This window comes from Enterobacter sp. 725m/11, assembly GCF_011683705.1.
Classification (GTDB): Bacteria; Pseudomonadota; Gammaproteobacteria; order Enterobacterales; family Enterobacteriaceae; genus Enterobacter; species Enterobacter bugandensis.
The window spans coordinates 39,407-56,306 of the sequence record NZ_JAAQOK010000035.1; the positions used below are offsets into that span (position 1 = coordinate 39,407).

17 protein-coding genes and 1 pseudogene are annotated in these 16,900 nt (G+C 55.5%); 8 read left to right on the forward strand and 10 right to left on the reverse strand.

The window, feature by feature from the left end; all coding sequences use genetic code 11:
* The first annotated feature begins 34 nt into the window (after positions 1-34).
* A complete protein-coding gene (locus HBA26_RS15650) occupies positions 35-1,072 on the forward strand; it encodes a LacI family DNA-binding transcriptional regulator (RefSeq protein ID WP_028014292.1) in 1,038 nt (345 codons plus the stop codon).
* Here HBA26_RS15650 and lysA read toward each other — a convergent pair.
* Positions 1,042-2,304: a diaminopimelate decarboxylase gene (lysA, locus tag HBA26_RS15655; RefSeq protein WP_126344938.1), complete on the reverse strand. Its 1,263-nt coding sequence runs from the start codon at positions 2,302-2,304 to the stop codon at positions 1,042-1,044. The two genes, HBA26_RS15650 and lysA, sit on opposite strands and share 31 nt — an antisense overlap.
* Before the next feature lie 122 nt (positions 2,305-2,426).
* Here lysA and HBA26_RS15660 point away from each other — a divergent pair, with 122 nt between their 5' ends.
* On the forward strand, positions 2,427-3,353 hold the full coding sequence (locus HBA26_RS15660) for a LysR family transcriptional regulator (protein ID WP_045260912.1): 927 nt from the start codon (positions 2,427-2,429) through the stop codon (positions 3,351-3,353).
* Here the strand turns inward: HBA26_RS15660 and HBA26_RS15665 are convergent.
* Positions 3,348-4,040 carry an aspartate/glutamate racemase gene (locus tag HBA26_RS15665; protein ID WP_049136427.1) on the reverse strand — a complete coding sequence of 231 codons (693 nt, stop codon included), beginning with the start codon at positions 4,038-4,040 and terminating at the stop codon, positions 3,348-3,350. The two genes, HBA26_RS15660 and HBA26_RS15665, sit on opposite strands and share 6 nt — an antisense overlap.
* Positions 4,041-4,173: 133 nt before the next feature.
* Here HBA26_RS15665 and HBA26_RS15670 point away from each other — a divergent pair, with 133 nt between their 5' ends.
* Positions 4,174-4,497, forward strand: a complete 324-nt coding sequence (locus HBA26_RS15670) for a cupin domain-containing protein (RefSeq protein WP_045260914.1) — start codon at positions 4,174-4,176, stop codon at positions 4,495-4,497.
* A gap of 37 nt (positions 4,498-4,534) precedes the next feature.
* On the opposite strand, the gene wzz(fepE) is transcribed toward HBA26_RS15670, so the two are convergent.
* The 6 genes from wzz(fepE) to HBA26_RS15700 all read right to left on the reverse strand — a co-directional run bounded on the left by wzz(fepE) (position 4,535) and on the right by HBA26_RS15700 (position 11,610).
* Positions 4,535-5,659 (reverse strand): LPS O-antigen length regulator Wzz(fepE), encoded by a 1,125-nt coding sequence (gene wzz(fepE), locus HBA26_RS15675; RefSeq protein WP_048999239.1) that lies wholly within the window; start codon positions 5,657-5,659, stop codon positions 4,535-4,537.
* 187 nt (positions 5,660-5,846) lie between these two features.
* A complete protein-coding gene (locus HBA26_RS15680) occupies positions 5,847-7,262 on the reverse strand; it encodes a sugar porter family MFS transporter (protein WP_028014298.1) in 1,416 nt (471 codons plus the stop codon).
* Between the two features lie 312 nt (positions 7,263-7,574).
* On the reverse strand, positions 7,575-8,336 hold the full coding sequence (gene kduD / locus HBA26_RS15685) for a 2-dehydro-3-deoxy-D-gluconate 5-dehydrogenase KduD (protein WP_003862835.1): 762 nt from the start codon (positions 8,334-8,336) through the stop codon (positions 7,575-7,577).
* Positions 8,337-8,399: 63 nt separating this feature from the next.
* Entirely contained in the window at positions 8,400-9,236 is an 837-nt protein-coding gene (gene kduI / locus HBA26_RS15690; protein ID WP_166720952.1) for a 5-dehydro-4-deoxy-D-glucuronate isomerase, read from the reverse strand.
* Positions 9,237-9,471: 235 nt separating this feature from the next.
* On the reverse strand, positions 9,472-10,650 hold the full coding sequence (locus HBA26_RS15695) for an acetyl-CoA C-acetyltransferase (RefSeq protein ID WP_028014300.1): 1,179 nt from the start codon (positions 10,648-10,650) through the stop codon (positions 9,472-9,474).
* A gap of 93 nt (positions 10,651-10,743) precedes the next feature.
* Positions 10,744-11,610 carry a LysR family transcriptional regulator gene (locus tag HBA26_RS15700; RefSeq protein ID WP_063155120.1) on the reverse strand — a complete coding sequence of 289 codons (867 nt, stop codon included), beginning with the start codon at positions 11,608-11,610 and terminating at the stop codon, positions 10,744-10,746.
* Positions 11,611-11,714: 104 nt separating this feature from the next.
* Between HBA26_RS15700 and HBA26_RS15705 the strand changes: the two genes are divergently transcribed.
* Both HBA26_RS15705 and HBA26_RS15710 read left to right on the forward strand, forming a co-directional pair.
* On the forward strand, positions 11,715-12,176 hold the full coding sequence (locus HBA26_RS15705; RefSeq protein WP_041908370.1) for a multidrug/biocide efflux PACE transporter: 462 nt from the start codon (positions 11,715-11,717) through the stop codon (positions 12,174-12,176).
* A gap of 119 nt (positions 12,177-12,295) precedes the next feature.
* Positions 12,296-13,525: an amino acid permease gene (locus HBA26_RS15710; protein ID WP_059358104.1), complete on the forward strand. Its 1,230-nt coding sequence runs from the start codon at positions 12,296-12,298 to the stop codon at positions 13,523-13,525.
* A 36-nt stretch (positions 13,526-13,561) separates the two neighbouring features.
* On the opposite strand, the gene HBA26_RS15715 is transcribed toward HBA26_RS15710, so the two are convergent.
* Positions 13,562-13,834, reverse strand: coding sequence for a GNAT family N-acetyltransferase (locus HBA26_RS15715; RefSeq protein WP_048957332.1), 273 nt, complete (start codon positions 13,832-13,834; stop codon positions 13,562-13,564).
* A gap of 10 nt (positions 13,835-13,844) precedes the next feature.
* Positions 13,845-14,075 carry a 4Fe-4S mono-cluster protein YjdI gene (gene yjdI / locus HBA26_RS15720; protein ID WP_041908367.1) on the reverse strand — a complete coding sequence of 77 codons (231 nt, stop codon included), beginning with the start codon at positions 14,073-14,075 and terminating at the stop codon, positions 13,845-13,847.
* Between the two features lie 178 nt (positions 14,076-14,253).
* Between yjdI and HBA26_RS15725 the strand changes: the two genes are divergently transcribed.
* From HBA26_RS15725 to HBA26_RS22935, 3 genes and pseudogenes are all read left to right on the forward strand, one after another.
* Entirely contained in the window at positions 14,254-15,894 is a 1,641-nt protein-coding gene (locus HBA26_RS15725) for a sensor histidine kinase (protein WP_126344936.1), read from the forward strand.
* Entirely contained in the window at positions 15,878-16,573 is a 696-nt protein-coding gene (locus HBA26_RS15730) for a response regulator (protein ID WP_120301907.1), read from the forward strand. Before HBA26_RS15725 ends, HBA26_RS15730 begins: the two co-directional genes overlap by 17 nt.
* A gap of 123 nt (positions 16,574-16,696) precedes the next feature.
* Positions 16,697-16,900: pseudogene (locus tag HBA26_RS22935) on the forward strand (ABC transporter substrate-binding protein); the annotation flags it as partial.

Below are 16,900 nucleotides of genomic sequence, written 5' to 3' on the forward strand. Positions count from 1 at the left end.
ACTGCAAACCATTACGTGGAAGCAGGAATGTAGAATGGCAACAATGCTGGATGTCTCACTGCGCGCGGGCGTGTCGAAGGCTACCGTCTCGCGCGTGCTGAACGGCACAGGTCAGGTTAAAGAGAGCACGCGTCAGCAGGTCTTTGCTGCGATGGAAGAGCTGGGCTACCGCCCAAACTTTCTCGCGCGTTCGCTGGCTAACCAGACCAGCAACAGCATTGGTCTGGTCGTCTCTACCTTCGACGGCTTTTACTTTGGTCGTCTTTTGCAGCAGGCGTCGCGGCAGACCGAAACCCACGGGAAACAGCTGATCGTCACCGACGGTCACGACGCGCCAGAGCAGGAAGAGCAGGCGGTGCAAATGCTGGCCGACCGCCAGTGCGATGCCATCGTGCTTTACACGCGCTATATGAGCGAAAAAGCGATCATCAAGCTGATTAATACCGTGCAAACGCCGCTGGTGGTCATCAACCGTGAAGTCAGTCAGGCACCGGAGCGCTGCGTGTTCTTCGAACAACAGGATGCCGCGTTTAAGGCGGTGGATTACCTGATCAATCAGGGCCACCGGGAGATCGCCTGCATTACCGTTCCGATCCACACCCCCACAGGTAAAGCACGGCTGATGGGCTACCGTAAGGCGCTTGAAAAGCACGGCATTCGTCTGGACGAGCGTCGAATAAAGTACGGTGATGCGGGAATGACGCGGGGCTATGAGCTGTGTAAGGAGCTGATTGCTGAAGGGGTGTCGTTCAGCGCGCTGTTTGCCTGTAACGATGATATGGCGCTGGGCGCGTCCAAAGCGCTGCATCAGGCAGGGCTTAAGATCCCGCAGGATATCTCCCTGTTCGGCTTTGACGATGCCCCAAGCGCAAAGTGGCTGGAGCCTGCGCTGTCGTCGGTTTATCTGCCGATAGATAACATGATCGTCACGGCTATCGATCAGGCGATCCGGCTGGCGAAGAACCAGCCGGTCGATGCGATCCCGCCGTTTACCGGCACGCTGGTATTACGCGATTCGGTCACAACGGGGCCGTACTTTAATCAAACGAGTTCCAGCGCCAGCAGTTCCTGAATGGTCTGGCGACGACGGATCAACCGCGCCTTGCCGTTATCAAACAGCACTTCCGGCAGCAGCGGACGGCTGTTGTAGTTCGAGGACATAGACGCCCCGTACGCCCCGGTGTCGTGCAGCACCAGGTAATCGCCCGGCTTCACCTCGGGCAGCGCGCGGGTTTCAACTTTGCCACCTTCCTGCTGGGTAAACACATCACCGGATTCACACAGCGGGCCTGCGACCACCGTCTCGCGGCGCGGCGCGTGCGTTAAATCGCGGCCATCAGCAGCCAGGGCGGTAATGTGATGGTAGCTGCCGTACATGGACGGACGCATCAGGTCGTTAAAGCCCGCATCAATCAGCACGAAGTGGCGGGAGCCCATCTCTTTGACGCTGCGTACCTGCGCCACCAGCACGCCGGCTTCGGCTACCAGGAAACGACCCGGCTCAATTTCCAGCTTCACGGCATGGCCCAGATGCGCGGCAATTTGATCGCGCGCGGCGCTCCACAGGCCGTAATAGTGATCGGTGTCGATCGCCTCTTCCCCTTCACGATAAGGAATGGAAAGACCGCCACCGGCGGAGATCGCCTCCAGATCCTGACCGAAGTCGACAACCTGGCGCACCATCGCCCCGCACACCTGCTCCAGGTGCCCGTAATCGACGCCGGAGCCAATGTGCATATGAATACCGACCAGCTTCAGGCTGTAGCGCTGCAGTACCTCAAGCGCGGCAGGCATATCGGCGTACCAGATCCCGTGCTTGCTGTTTTCGCCCCCGGTGTTGGTTTTTTGGCTATGGCCATGTCCAAAGCCCGGGTTGACGCGCAGCCAGACGCGATGGCCGGGTGAAACCTGCCCAAGCTGCTCCAGCATATCCACAGAACCGGCGTTCACCGGCACCTGCAGTTCATGCACGCGCGCAAGCGTGGTGGCGTCGATCACATCCGCGGTAAAGACGATCGCGTCAGGATCGGTTTTCGGATCAAAGCCTGCCGCCAGCGCACGCTCGATTTCACCCAGCGATACGGAGTCAACTTTCACGCCCTGCTCGCGCATCAGGCGCAGAATATGAATATTGGAGCAGGCCTTCTGGGCAAAACGCACCACGTCAAACTGATGCAGGGCGGCGATCTTCTCGCGAACGATCTGCGCGTCGTAGACCCATACCGGGCAGCCAAACTCGGCGGGCAGGCGCAGCAGGTTTTCAGCGTTCAAATCGGTATCCGTCTGGTTGAGCGGGCGTGGCATGGTCTTCTCCGGTTCAATTCATTTTTTATGATTACGCCACAGCGGAAGCAGAATAAAAAATATCGTTTTATCGCGAGTCTATGCAAAAATGATATGGACAGTTCCTTGCTTTCAGGTGCCCTATGCCCGCCGTCAATTTACGCCACATCGAGATTTTTCACGCCGTGATGACCGCCGGCAATCTCACCGAAGCCGCGCAGATGCTGCATACCTCGCAGCCGACGGTCAGCCGCGAGCTGGCGCGCTTCGAGAAAGTGCTGGGGCTGAAGCTGTTCGAACGCGCCCGGGGCAGGCTTCACCCGACGGTGCAGGGGTTGCGCCTGTTTGAGGAAGTGCAGCGCTCATGGTACGGGCTGGACAGAATCGTCAGCGCGGCGGAAAGCCTGCGCGAGTTTCGTCAGGGCGAGCTGTCGATTGTCTGCCTGCCCGTCTTCTCTCAGTCCTTCTTACCGACGCTGCTCCAGCCTTTTCTGGCCCGCTATCCTGAGGTCAATCTCACCATCGTCCCGCAGGAGTCGCCTCTGCTTGAAGAGTGGCTGTCGGCACAGCGCCACGATCTCGGGTTAACCGAAACCCTCTCGACACCCGCAGGAACGGCGCGCACGGAACTGCTCGCGCTGGATGAAGTGTGCGTTCTGCCCGCCGGGCATCGGCTTGCCCACAAAGCAGTGCTGACACCCGCGGATTTTCATGGTGAAAACTACATTAGCCTGTCGCAAACGGACAGCTACCGGCAGCTGCTGGATACGCTTTTTTCTGAGCATCAGGTGAAGCGGCGGATGGTCGTTGAAACCCACAGCGCGGCGTCAATATGCGCGATGGTGCGCGCGGGCGTTGGCGTTGCGGTCGTCAATCCGCTTACGGCGCTGGACTATGCAGGAAGCGGGATCGTCATCCGCCGTTTTAGCGTTTCCGTCCCGTTCACCGTAAGCCTTATCCGCCCGCTGCACCGTCCGGCTTCCGCGCTGGTGGACGCATTCACCGAACACTTAGTTGAGCATGCGCGTCAGGTGGCGCTTCGCTTACCTGACCTGCAAAACCCGTTATGACAGCATAAATTCCACGGCATCTGCCGCGTGAATGGCCGCGGTATCAAACACCGGGATGGGGCTTCGTTCGCCCGGCACCAGCAAACCGATCTCCGTGCAGCCGAAAATCACCCCTTCAGCCCCCTGCTGCGCCAGTTTATCTATTACGCTGACGTAATATGCGCGGGAGGTTTCGCTGAAGGTTCCGAGGCAGAGCTCGTCGAAGATAATCTGATTGATGCGCGCCCGGTCCCCCTCATCCGGGATCAGGCTTTCAATCCCAAACTCGCTGTGCAAGCGCCCGCGATAGAAATCCTGCTCCATGGTGTAACGTGTGCCCAGCAAGGCCACGCGCGACATTCCCGAAGCGCGAATGGCGCGTCCGGTGGCGTCCGCGATGTGCAGGAACGGCAGCGAACAGCGCGCTTCAATGTGCGAGGCCACTTTGTGCATCGTGTTGGTACACAGCAGAATGCCCTGCGCCCCCGCACGCTCCAGCCCCAGCGCGGCATCAGCCAGGATTTCTCCGGCTTTATCCCATTCGCCGCTCGACTGGCAGGCTTCGATTTCATGAAAATCAACGCTGTGCAGCAGCAGGCTCGCGGAGTGCAGGCCGCCCAGACGCTGCTTTACGCCTTCGTTAATCAGGCGGTAATAAGGGATTGTCGATTCCCAGCTCATCCCACCTATCAGGCCAATCGTTTTCATCATCGCTCCTTATCTGTTTAAGCCAGTGAAGCAAACTTGTGATCCTGTTTCCAGTTCTTTATTACGTCGTTTTCTTTTTAATCTGGCCAATGTAAATTAAATAAAACACTGTTTTATTATGAAGGGCAAAACCATGTTTATGTTCCACAAAGAGACCGCGTCTGAAGATCTTGGGAATGGCGTTACGCGTCGCGTGCTGGCCCACGGCGGCAGGATGATGGCGGTTGAAGTACAGTTTGAGCAGGGCGCGATTGGCCCACTGCATAACCACCCGCACGAACAGTTAACCTATGTTCTCTCTGGTGAATTTGAGTTTACCATTGGTGAAGAGAAGCATGTCGTGACGGCGGGAGATACCCTCTACAAAAAACCACATGTGATGCACGGCTGCGTCTGCCTCAGAGCCGGCACGCTGCTGGACACCTTTACGCCTGTTCGCGAGGATTTCCTGAAATAAAAAAGGCGCTGTTGCAGCGCCTTCATGTGTGCAGAATTTATTCCGTTACCGGCTCTGGCAATGGGTTTCGGCTGAGCATGGCCTCACGGAGTAATACGCTGCCGCAGGCAAACAGAGCGCCAAGGATCGCCGCCAGAATGACAATCATGCCTTTGCCCGGGCCGTCTTTTTTCACCGGCATCGATGGCGAAAGCTGATACCTGAATGGCTCAAGCTTAACGTCTGCGAAGGAGAGTTTTTTCAGCTGCGCCAGGTAATATTCCCGGTTCTGGAAGTCCGCGTTCAGCTCCGTCACATCCTTCAGATTTTTTTCAATCCTTAGCTTTTCCGCGATACCGTCAGCCCCGAGCGCAACGGAGTAATCCGGATCGTCTTTTATCCCCTGTCCGTTGCTATAAACGGGCTTCTTAATGCCCGCCGCATTCGCCACTTCCAGCGAATAGTTCAGCCGCTGCAGGTTGGTGTTATGCACATTGGTCAGACGAACGCGGTCGAGCGTCAGCTGCTGCTCTACCTCGTTCGTTTTGAGGGCGATCTGGTTGCGGATATTCTGCACCGTTTCTTTCTCAACAATTGCCGAGATATAGTTGATATACCCCTCCAGAACGGATTGGGCATCGGCTGCGGTCGGCGCAGTGAAGCTCAATGTCCAGGAGACGAAAGGCGCTTTATCCGCATCTTTTCCCTGAACATCATTCACCGCTTTCATTTTGTCTGCAATATTGACAACCGCACGGTGCAGTTCAAGCGGGTCCACTTGCGCATTCTTGAGCTGCGCCATCACGTAAGGGGAAGAGGTCATATACTCTTCAAGCAATGACTGCGACTGGAATTTTTTAATAAACAGGTCAAAGACTTCCTGACGGGTAACCGGCACCTTCACATCAAGAACCTGCAGCGCAACCATCATCTGGCTCAGCGGGTTCCACTGTGTCTGTTCCGCCGGAGTGATCACCGCTTTACTGGTCCATTTTTGCGGCAGTAGAAGCGCAATTGCCAGACCTGCCAGCGCGAAAACAAAGATAATGGTGGCAATGCGTTTTTTCGCGGTAATCAGAATATCTAACAGGCCCAGAAGATCGATCTCTTTTGAACTGACTGCTGGAGGAGCATATGAGGAAAAATCGAGGTCCGTATTTTTTTTGAAATCCATTGCTGACATAGCCGTTCTTCTGTTTCGGGTGCAGTAAATTCCTGCCGGGTGAGTTCAGTTGCCCGATAATACAAGAAACTAAGAATAATCTGAACGCGAGAATGGACTATCTGAGGAATTGCTATCAAAGTTGGTAGTTATTCAGCATCACGCTAACAAAACGCCGGGTGGCGCTGCGCTTACCCGGCATTAACTCTTACACGCCGATATTTCGCAGTTTCTCCCCGCTCATCAGCTTGCGTTCAATATGTTCCAGCGTCACGCCTTTGGTTTCTGGAATTAGCCAGAATGTCACGCCAATAAACGCCACGTTCAGCACCGTATAGAGCCAGAAGGTTCCCGCCGCGCCAATCGCATCCAGCAGCGTCAGGAAGGTCGCGCCGATGATCATGTTCGACACCCAGTTGGTGGTGGTGGAACAGGTGATACCAAAATCGCGACATTTCAGCGGCTGAATTTCAGAGCACAGGATCCACACCACCGGCGCGGCGCTCATCGCGTAGCCAGCAATACACATCATGGTCATGCCCACGGAGAGCCAGGAGAGGCCGCTGGACGCCGTGCCGTTATCAAACTGCATCAGGCAGTAGCCGAGGATCAGGGTGCCGAGCGCCATCACGCTAAAGCCAATTTTCAGCGCCGGTTTACGTCCGGCTTTATCGACGGTGAACACCGCGATAAAGGTGGCGAACATAAAGGTCAGCCCCACCACCAGCGTGGCGATCATCTGCTGTTCGGTGGTGGTAAAACCGGCCATTTTGAAGATACGCGGGGCGTAGTACATGATGATGTTCATCCCCGTGAACTGCTGCATCGCCTGCAGCAACATGCCGAGGAACACCGCGCGGCGCACGTTGCGGTTAGCCTTAAACAGCGACCAGCCGCCCTGCTTCAGCTTCAGGCTTTCGCGGATCTCGTTCAGCTCTTCACGCGCTTTCTCAGACGTGTCGCGCAGCATGCGCAGCACCTCTTCCGCTTCCACGTGACGCCCTTTTTGTGCCAGCCAGCGCGGACTGTTGGGCAGGAAGATCACTAAAACAATCAGCACTACCGCAGGCAGCGCCAGCACGCCGAGCATCGCCCGCCAGTTACCGCTGTAGCTGAAGTACGTATCGGACAGGAACGCCAGCACGATGCCCAGCGTCACCATCAGCTGGTACATGCTAATCATCTTGCCGCGCACGTTCTCGCTCGCCATTTCGGAGAGATACAGCGGCGCGGTGTAGGAGGCAATCCCCACCGCCACGCCCAGCAGCACGCGGGAGAGCAGCAGCACTTCAACGTTAGTGGCAAACGCCGAACCTATGGACCCGGCAACAAACAGGACCGCCCCGACCATCAGGCTGTATTTACGCCCAAGGCGGAACGAAAGCCAGCCGTTAAACAGCGCGCCGATGGCCGCGCCGAGCATCATGCTGCTCACCACCCACTCCTGCAGGCGGTTACTCAGCGTAAAGTGATCGGTAATAAACGGCAGCGCCCCGGCGATAACGCCGATATCCAGGCCGAACAACAAACCGGCCACGGCTGCCGCAATGGAGACAAACTGGTTCATGCGGCGGGTATCGCGCAGCGCGGCGGGCATCAGGGTAGAGTCATTTATAGATGTCATATTTTTCCTGCCTCAACAGCAAAATTCGTTAAATGAAATTACGAGATAGCGGGTAAAAGTGTCAGGCCGGAATTCGTGAAGATATGGATTATTTCGCTATGGCATAGCGATCTGTGATGGACATTACAATTTCAACTAATGCTGGATAATCACCTAATTTTACTAACACCTTAATTTTTAAATAATAAAAATGTGATGGCAGTCATCTATGATTTTTAAGTATGGATTTTTCGTGTTTATCAATATGGACTTTGACAAATTTAAGCAAAAAAAACCTCCGCCGAAGAGCAGAGGTATTTGTCATAAGTTAGGTTATCGCGCCAGCCAGCCGCCATCAACCGCGACGGTATAACCATTGATATAGTCCGATGCCGGGGAAGCCAGGAACACTACCGGCCCCATCAGATCGCTCGGCAGCCCCCAGCGGCCCGCCGGAATACGCTCCAGGATCGCCGCACTGCGTTCTTCGTCAGCACGAAGCTGCTGGGTGTTGTTGGTGGCCATGTAGCCCGGCGCAATCGCGTTGACGTTGATGTTGTGCTGCGCCCATTCGTTCGCCAGCAGGCGGGTCACGCCCATCACCGCGCTTTTCGACGCGGTGTAAGACGGCACGCGGATGCCGCCCTGGAAGGAGAGCATCGACGCGATGTTAATGATCTTGCCGCCCTTGCCCTGCGCGATGAAGTGCTTCGCCGCCGCCTGGGACATAAAGAATACGCTCTTGATGTTCAGGTTCATGACATCGTCCCAGTCGGTCTCGCTGAAGTTAATCGCGTCTTCACGGCGGATCAGCCCCGCGTTGTTGACCAGAATGTCGATATGGCCAAATTCCGCCACCGCGCGATCCAGCAGCTCCGGAATAGCGTCGATTTTACGCAGGTCGGCGGTCAGGCTGAGAAAACGGCGGCCCAGCGCGGTTACGCGTTCGATGGTTTCCGTGGGCTCAACGATGTTAATCCCGACGATATCACAGCCCGCTTCCGCCAGGCCTAACGCCATCCCCTGGCCCAGTCCGGTGTCACACCCGGAAACCACGGCCACTTTACCCTGCAGAGAAAATGCATCCAGAATCATGTTTGTTCCTTACTCTTTCAGCGCCTGTCATCAACAGGCAGATGTATGCTTAACTGCCCGCGACTAGCGCAGATCCTTAACCGCGACGTGGTCCATATCATCGAAGACCTGGTTTTCTCCAACCATCCCCCAGATGAAGGTATAGGCTTTCGTCCCCACGCCGGAGTGAATAGACCAGCTGGGTGAAATCACCGCCTGCTCGTTATGCATGACGATATGACGGGTTTCCTGAGGCTGTCCCATCATGTGGAACACGCAGGCGTCTTCATCCATGTTGAAGTAGAAGTAGACTTCCATGCGGCGTTCGTGGGTATGGCACGGCATGGTGTTCCACAGGTTACCCGGGGCCAGTTCGGTCAGACCCATGCTGAGCTGGCAGGTTTCCAGCACATCCGGCACGAAGTATTTATTGATGGTGCGGCGGTTGCTGGTGAGGTTGTCGCCCAGCGTCACGGGCGCAACGTCCGCGGGCGTTACTTTTTTGGTTGGATAAGCGGTGTGCGCCGGGGCGCAGTTGTAGTAAAACTTCGCGGGTTTACTGCCGTCGATGCTGGCAAAGACCACCTCTTTCGCCCCTTTGCCGACGTACAGCCCGTCGCGATGGCCAATCTCGTAGCACTGGCCGTCCACGGTAATCGTGCCCGGCCCGCCAATATTAATCACGCCCAGTTCACGACGCTCCAGGAAGTAGCTTACGCCCAGCTGCTTGCCTACTTCACCGCCCACGGAGACGGTTTTCGCCACCGGCTTAATGCCGCCCACGATAATGCGGTCGATGTGGCTATAGACTATGGTGTACTTATCGGCTTCGAACACCTGCTCAATTAAAAACTCGCTGCGCAGTCCCTGAGTATCCAGCGTTTTGGCGTGCGCGCTGTGGATGCTTTGTCTGACGTCCACGGTAACCTCCAGATGTGGTCATGCCCGAAGGCAGAAATTAAACGAAACGACGTTTCGTTTTATGATGAGCACATACTAGCGGCATAAAATAGGGTTTTCAATTGCAATTAAAACAACGTTTCATTTTTTATTTTTGTTTATAACAGAAATGACGCGCGGATCACGATTACTTCCCATGAAGAGAAGAACACGATAAAAAAAACCTCCCGAAGGAGGTTTTTTAAGTGGGGAGAAATTAGCGTTCGATGGCGAGCGCCACGCCCTGTCCGCCGCCTATACAGAGGGTAGCGATCCCTTTGCGCGCGTTTCGCTTTTTCATTTCGTGGACCAGCGAAACCAGGATTCGGCAGCCGGACGCGCCGATGGGATGACCCAGCGCAATTGCACCGCCGTTCACGTTGACCCGCAGCGGATCCCACTCCAGCATTTTGCCGACCGAGATCGCCTGCGCGGCAAAGGCTTCGTTCACTTCGATCAGATCGACATCCGAAAGTTGCCACCCTGCGCGCTCCAGGCAGCGACGGGTAGCGTAGACCGGCGCAATCCCCATCAACGCTGGATCCACGCCCACGCTGGCAAACGCCTTAATGCGGGCCAGCACGGGGAGATCGAGCTCAAGGGCTTTACTTTCGCTCATCATCATCACGGCGGCGGCACCGTCGTTAATGGACGAGGCATTGCCAGCGGTGACCGAGCCCTGCGTTTCAAACGCGGGATTCAGTCTCGCCAGGCCTTCCGCGCTGGCATCCGTGCGCGGCTGTTCATCGGTATCGACGACGATCGCCTCGCCGTTCTGACGCTGCGTGCTGACCGGGACAATCTCGTCGCGAAAGCGACCGGAATCAATCGCGGCACGCGCTTTTTGCTGCGAACTGAGCGCATAAGCGTCCTGCAATTCGCGGCTAATGCCGTACTCGCGCGCCAGGTTTTCTGCCGTCACGCCCATATGATAGTCGTTGAACGCATCCCACAGCCCGTCATGCACGAGGCTGTCGAGCAGCTGGCTGTTGCCCAGCTGCGCGCCGGTTCGGCTATCGGTGAGAACGTGCGGCGCGCGGCTCATGTTCTCTTGTCCGCCAGCGATAACCACATCCGCTTCACCGCACTGAATGGCCTGGGTGGCGAGATGCAGCGCTTTTAACCCTGAACCACAGACGTCGTTGATGGTAATGGCGGAGACGGTATTGGGCAGCCCGCCCTTCAGCGCCGCCTGACGCGCAGGGTTTTGCCCGGCACCGGCCGTGAGAACCTGCCCCAGGATCACCTCATCAACTTCATGGGCTGCGATCCCGCTACGTTCCACCAGCGCTTTAACGACCACGCTGCCCAGGTCAACCGCCGAGTGACGCGCAAGCGCTCCCTGAAAACAGCCGATAGCCGTACGCAACGCACCCACTATTACGACATCTTTCATCACGACCTCTGTGTTAAATGACATGACGATAGTAGAGGATTGTTACTGGCAATTATCTTAATTGTTTAAAAATAGTGAGTTTAATCACAAGGATTAGCGTGCATCCTGCAGATACTGCCGTAGCCAGCTTCCGGCCACGCCGGGAGGGGATCGTTTATTCCACAGTAGATCGATGCCGATCGCCCGTGGCCAGCCGGGAACATTGAGCTGTACCAGCGACTTCGCGGCGGCGAATTCATCCACCAGCGCGCACGGCAGCACGCACCAGCCGAACCCCTGGACGGCCATACTCAGCAGTAACAGGTAGTTCGGCGCTGACCAGACGGGCCCGCGCGCGATCTCAGCCTCGCGCTCAAGGTAGGTGCTGAGCCTCAGCTCCCGCCAGCCGTGCAGCTCGTCGCTCTGCACCTCGTATTGTCCGGCGAGCGGATGCGTGGTCGCGGCATATATCGCCATTCGGGTCTGCACCGGCAGCCGGGTAGCGCCAATATCCGTAGGATAACCGTCTCGCGCTTCCGTCAGCCCCACCTGCGCGCGCTCCTTTTGTAGCAGATCGATCACGTCCTCTTCCTCGCCAATCAGGCATTCGAATTCCGTGTGGGGAAAGCGAGCGTCAAACTGCTTCATCAGATCTTCAAGCACGTCGGGGTTGAGGGTATCGGAGAGGACAAACGTCAGACGCGCCTCCGTTTGTGCCGTTAACGACACCGCCAGTTCATCCAGCCGCGTGCTGGCGGCGAGGATGGCCTGCACATAGCCCAGCACCTGTTCTCCCTGGACCGTTAACACCGGCTGGCGCGCCGAGCGGTCAAACAGTTCGAAACCCAGATCGGCTTCAAGGTTGGCAATGGAGGTGCTGATCGTCGACTGGCTTTTACGCAGCCTGCGCGCGGCAGCAGAGAAAGAGCCTGCCGCAACGGTCTCAACAAACGCGGTAAGAGCTTCAGGTGAATAGCGCATAAACTATCTACTTTATCGATGGATACTATCTTTAATATATCAGCTTTAGCGATAAAAATAGGCTGCATCAACGCCCATACCGGTGAATAAATGAGGTCTACACTATGCAACATCAGGATGCACTCCAACGTAAGCTGCCGGAGCGGATCTTTCATGCTGTCTGTTTCGAAGGGATTGCCACGGCAATTCTCGCCCCCACGGCGGCATGGCTGATGCAGCGCTCGGTGGTGGAGATGGGTGGGTTAACCATTATCCTGGCTACCACCGCCATGCTCTGGAACATTATCTATAACTTCGGTTTCGACCGTTTCTGGCCTGTCCAGCGCGTAAAACGTACGGCAAAAGTGCGCGCGCTGCACGCCCTGGGGTTCGAATGCGGGTTTATTGTAATCGGCGTGTCGATTGTCGCCGCCGTGCTGGGCGTGACCCTGCTTGAGGCATTCACGTTAGAAATTGGTTTCTTCCTGTTCTTCCTGCCATACACCATGTTCTATAACTGGGCATACGATAACCTGCGTGAGAAATTCCTTAAGCGTCGCCAGCAACGACGCGCTCTGGCAGGCTAAACCCTCGCTGGCCGGACGCCTGTTCCGGCCAAACTCCGTCGAAGCAACTGCGCTCTTCAGGCATAACTATGGTAAATTGCACGCCATTCTGATGGTTTGTTAGTTGAAACGTTGCTCTAATGTCGAAAATTTGGTCAAAAGATGAGACTCTCTGGAGTTTCGCTCTCTATGGCACGGCCGTGGGTGCAGGAACGCTGTTCTTGCCCATTCAGCTGGGCTCCGCAGGCGCTATTGTCCTGTTTATCACCGCCCTCGTGGCCTATCCGTTAACCTACTGGCCGCACCGGGCGCTGGCGCAATTTATTCTCTCGTCAAACACAAAAGGTAATGAAGGGATCACCGGCGCCGTCTCCCACTACTATGGTAAGAAGATTGGCAATCTGATCACCACGCTCTATTTCATCGCCTTTTTTGTGGTGGTGCAGATTTATGCGGTGGCCATTACCAACTCGTTAACCGAGCAGCTGGCAAAACACCTGACGGTGGACACCACCGTTCGCGTGCTGGTCAGCCTGGGGGTGGTGCTGGTATTGAATCTGATTTTCCTGATGGGACGGCATATCACGATAAAAGTGATGGGCTTCCTGGTGTTTCCGCTGATTGCCTATTTCCTGTTTGTCTCGATCTATCTCACCGGAAGCTGGCAGCCCTCGTTGCTCACCAGCCAGATGGCTTTCGATCGCCAAACGCTGCATCAGGTATGGATTTCAATTCCGGTGATGGTGTTTGCCTTTAGCCATACCCCGATTATCTCAACGTTTGCCGTTGACCGTCGCGAGAAATTTGCCGACGGTGCCATGGATAAATGCAAGAAGATCATGAAGGTGGCGTACCTGATTATCTGCCTGAGCGTGCTGTTCTTTGTCTTCAGCTGCCTGCTCTCTATTCCACCGTCCTATATTATGGCCGCCAAAGAGCAGGGGGTGACGATTCTGTCAGCGCTGTCGATGATGCCGTCTTCCCCAGCCTGGCTCGGCATTTCCGGGATTATCGTGGCGATCGTAGCGATGTCGAAATCGTTCCTCGGCACCTATTTTGGGGTGATTGAAGGGGCGACGGAGATCGTGAAGTCGTCGCTAAATCAGGTGGGTATTAAAAAGAGCCGCGCCTTTAACCGCGCCATTTCCATTATGGGGGTGTCGTTAATCACCTTTGCGGTCTGCTGCATTAACCCGAACGCCATCTCAATGATTTACGCCATCAGCGGCCCGCTTATCGCCATGATCCTGTTTATCATGCCGACGCTGTCGACGTATCTGATCCCTTCCCTGAAACCGTACCGCTCAATTGGCAGCCTGCTGACGCTGGTCGTCGGCGTGCTGTGCGTGTCGGTGATGTTTGTTGGCTAGACGTACTCGTGCCCGGCGTGCTGCCGGGCGCGTTATTTACGCCCGAATATCGTCATATTCCCGCGTCTTATCAAACTCATGCTTCGCAAACGGGCACAGCGGAATAATTTTGCGGTTCTCACCGCGCATCTTCTCCACCACTTTCGCCACCAGCTGTTTACCGACGCCCTGCCCTTTCAGGCTCTCATCCACATCGGTGTGCTCGATAATGCTCAGGTGCTCGCCGGTCGGCACGAAGACAATCTCTGCGACCTGATTGCCGTTCTCATCATTCACGTAAAACTTGTTATGGCCTTCCAGAATTTCCATGGTTCCTCGCTTATTTTTGGCGATACTTCAGCGCACCGCTCGGGCAGGTATCAATCACGCGTACAACCGTTTCAACGTCCACTTCATCGGGAATGATCCACGGCTTACGTTTCAGATTAAACAGCTTTGCGCTCCCACGCACGCAGTTACCTGAGTGTTTGCAGATCCCGGTATTAAAGTAAACGTCAATTTTCTCGCCGGTATAGGCCCGGTAACCCTCATCCAGTAGTTCTTTATCCATGACATTGCCTCTGTAATTATTATCTTGCTGAATGAAGCATAGCCTTACGGGATCCTGATGGCTATAACGCCGAAAACGAAAAGCCAGGTCACAACTCTTTTCTCGCCAGATTGCGTCCGCTATTGGCACATGTCAGGCTCCGCAAATCTCTCACTTTCATAGGGCTAGCACAGGTTGAATGAAACGCAGACTCTCTTTTCAGGTAAAGCTGTTTTTAGCGCTGGTGTGCTTCTCCTGCCTGCTGTTAGTTCTGCTGGGAACGATCCTGTTTCATTTTATTGACCGACAGCTACACCACGATTTGGGCCAGCGCGCCCGGGTTCAGGCCAGTGAAATCGCCCTGATACCGGGTCTGCCGGAAATGGTGGCAGCCAGAGATATCCCCGGTATCGCCCGCTTAATACAGCCGCTGCGTGCCGAAAGCGATGCCAGCTATATTGTGATTGGCGATACCCGGGAACAGCACCTTTATCATTCGGAATCACCGGAGCGCATTAATTTACCGATGATTGGAGGGGATAATGCGGAGGTGTTAAAAGGCAAAACCATTATTTCCGTGCGTCAGGGCGGGATTGGGGTGTCGCTGCGCAGCAAAGCGCCAATCTTTAATGCGCAGCATCAGGTCATTGGCATCGTCTCGGTCGGCTATCTGACCTCGTATATCGCCAATATTAACGCCCGCATTCTCTGGCAGGCTGGACTGTACGGTATTGCCCTTCTGCTGTTGCTGTTTATTTTCTCCTGGCTGTTTACCCGCAATCTTAAAAAGCAGATGTTCCGCCTTGAGCCGAAAGATATCGCCCAGTTGGTTTTGCAGCAACGCGCGCTATTAGAAGCCATGTACGAGGGGGTATTTGCCATCAATGAAGAGAAGCGGCTGATTTTAATTAACCGGGCAGCCAGGGAGATGCTCGATATTCATCAAAGTGAGAAAGAACTTATCGGCAAACCGCTGGAAGACGTTCTGCAGACGTTGCCGGGCTTTTTATCCCAGCGCTACGCCTCGGTAAGCGCTGGTCGCCACGACCAAATCGCAGTGCTTAACCAGCGAGAGGTGATCGTTAACCGCGTGGCGATTGAAGTCGAACCCGGCGTTGAAAGCGGCTGGGTGTACAGCTTTCGCGACAAAAACGACATTAACACCCTCAGCAGCCAACTGAGCCAGATCAAGCGCTATGCGGACAACCTGCGCATTATGCGCCACGAGCAGCTGAACTGGACCGCCACGCTGGTGGGGCTGCTGCAGATGAAACACTATGACGAGGCGATCCGTTACATCCAGGTGCAGTCAGAAGGCGCGCAGCGCGTGCTGGATTTTGTCTCCGCCCATTTTGTCTCTCCGGCCCTGTGCGGGCTGCTGTTAGGAAAATACGTCAGCGCGCGCGAAAAAGGCGTTGAACTGCAATTTGACCCGGCCTGCCAGCTCACCCGCATGCCCGGCACGCTCAACGAAACGGAGCTGATGTCCATTATTGGTAACCTGCTGGATAACGCGGTGGACGCGACCCTTAAGGCACCGGTCCCCGCGCCGGTGGAACTCTACATTTCTGACCGCAACCAGGAGTTGTTGATAGAGGTGGCAGACAGAGGCTGCGGTGTGGATGAGGCGGTGAAGCCACACATTTTCCGCCAGGGATTCAGCAGCAAACCGGAAAGTGAAAACGACATTGTGGGTACCGAGCACGGTATTGGCCTGTTTCTGGTGGCAGGCTATATCAGGAAAGCGGGCGGCAGCATAGAGATCGCCGACAACACGCCGCAGGGCACCATTTTTTCTGTGTTTATTCCCAATGGACAACCGCATGACCCAACCACTTGACGTTGTGATCGTTGAAGATGAACCGCACCTGGCGGAACTGCATCGCGAGTATATCGAGCAGAATTTTCACTTGCGCGTGGTGGGCATCGCCGCGTCGATTGAGCAGGCATGCCGCCTGATTCGTCAGCATCAGCCGCGGCTTATCCTGCTGGACAACTATCTCCCGGACGGTAAAGGCGTGGAGCTCATCGATAACCCGCTGCTGAAAAGCTATGAATGCTCGGTGATCTTCATCACCGCCGCCAGCGATATGCAGACCTGCAGCCATGCCATGCGCAGCGGCGCGTTTGACTACCTGATCAAGCCCGTCTTTTTCCAGCGCCTGCACGCCTCGCTGGAGCGGTTTATGCGCTTCGTCCACACCGTGCAGCAGGTGAAGGTGGTCGACCAGCACGCGCTGGATCGTCTGTTTAATCTGCCTGCCGCGGAAGCCTCCATTACGCCGTCGACAAAGGGCATTGAACCCCAAACGCTGGAAAGGATTAAACGCCTGTTCGCCGAACATCCCGACAGCGCGATGTCGGTTGAAGAGGTGGTGGAAAACGTGGGGATCAGCAAAACCACGGGGCGTCGCTACCTGGAATACTGCGTGGAGAGCGGGTTAATCATCGTCGAAATGCTGTATGGCAATATTGGTCATCCACGGCGGCTATACCGCAAAGCCGACGATAAACCGTAATCCGAAACCGTTCGCAGGCAAACGTTCGTGGATTTTATGGTGTTAATTGCTGAAACGATGGTGACAGTCACACTTCGGAATCATTGCCCGCGCCTCCCTATTGTCGGAGGCGCGCTTTACGCTATGTTGACAATTAGTTCCTCAAATGTAACTAAAAGGTTAACTATAATGTCGAACACGTTCCGAATTTCTCTGCTTACCGCTACCGTACTGTTCTCTGCTTCTGCACTCTCTGCCCTGCCGCAGGACTATCCTGCTGAGTATCAAAAAGTTGTCGATGCCGCCACCAAAGAGGGCAAGGTGGTGATTTACTCCACCACCGACACC